Origin of the sequence: [Lactobacillus] timonensis (assembly GCF_900240275.1) — a bacterium.
Lineage (GTDB): Bacteria > Bacillota > Bacilli > Lactobacillales > Lactobacillaceae > Limosilactobacillus > Limosilactobacillus timonensis.
The window spans coordinates 1-1,133 of the sequence record NZ_LT964776.1 but is presented as its reverse complement, the minus strand read 5'-3'; the positions used below and the strand labels follow the sequence as shown (position 1 = coordinate 1,133).

The following is a 1,133-nucleotide window of genomic DNA, read 5'->3' as shown; positions in this document are numbered from 1 at the left end:
AGTCTGAATCTTGGTAATTACTGAGTAACCTTAATTTTTCCGTCGTTGAATATGTTCCTATTCAAAACACCCCCTAGAGATGACACTTTTATTATTTAAAGTGTCAACCCTAAGGGGTATTGTACGAATGGTTATCCCTAATTTTTGTAAAATAAAGATTCTAACCATAAAGCCGAATATTTTTGTCATCTGCACTAACTTATAAGGATTAGATACCGCCATATTTTCTCTATCTCCGTGTGTTAGGAATACCCTTGTGCTTACAAGCTTTCCAATCCAATCATCTGTATTTCCAACGTGTTCAGATAATAGTTCTCTATAAGATTCAGGCAATTCCTCAATAAATTTGTTTATTTTATCCCTCAAAGTAAGACGTTCATTTCTAAAATACGATTCAATGCCTTGTGTATAATTGACAAGATCATTTTCAATTACCGACCTGTAGTTAACCGTTAACAAATAGTCATCCACCAGTAACTGTAACTCTTTTGAGGAACTTACCCAATTATTTATCACACTGAGCAACTTCGATTGGACATCATTATAGTCATATGAAAAACTGTGCGCTTGAATTATTTAGGGTTGCATACAGCGAATTAAAGTGTTAAAATTATCCAGATTAACACATCAGGAAGTTATAAGTATCATTCATTTTTGCTATCTATTATTTTCTTAGATGTTAATTCAATTTGGTTACTTTGGTTTGATTCCTAGGAGGATATATATATGCAAAATGGTACTGTAAAATGGTTTAATGCTGATAAGGGCTATGGGTTTATCTCTGGTTCAGATGGTAAAGATGTATTCGTACACTTTTCATCAATTAAAACTAACGGTTTTAAGAGTCTTGAGGAAGGGCAAAAAGTTAGTTACGATGTTGAACAAGCCGATCGAGGACCTCAAGCGACTAATGTTGTTCCACAATAATTTGTCTAATATTATGAAGAACTGCTTTTGATGGAGCAGTTCTTTTTTATGGCTCTTCGTCAAAAAGTACTGATAGAAAAATTTGGCTCTTTGTCAATCGGTACTGATAGCTAATTTTGACCAGTTCAAGCAACTAGTTTGCTTGGGCTGGTTTTTCTTGTGATTATGGGTGCCTGAACCATGATGTGCGAATTTTTTAATGCTAT

At 34.0% G+C, this 1,133-nt stretch carries 2 protein-coding genes; one reads left to right on the top strand and one right to left on the bottom strand.

Annotated features, from left to right (window positions below; all coding sequences use genetic code 11):
* Positions 1-57 precede the first annotated feature (57 nt).
* Positions 58-471 (bottom strand): HEPN domain-containing protein, encoded by a 414-nt coding sequence (locus C1710_RS08180; RefSeq protein ID WP_328587349.1) that lies wholly within the window; start codon positions 469-471, stop codon positions 58-60.
* Positions 472-726: 255 nt separating this feature from the next.
* Here C1710_RS08180 and C1710_RS08175 point away from each other — a divergent pair, with 255 nt between their 5' ends.
* Positions 727-927, top strand: a complete 201-nt coding sequence (locus tag C1710_RS08175) for a cold-shock protein (protein ID WP_047767872.1) — start codon at positions 727-729, stop codon at positions 925-927.
* Positions 928-1,133: the final 206 nt, after the last annotated feature.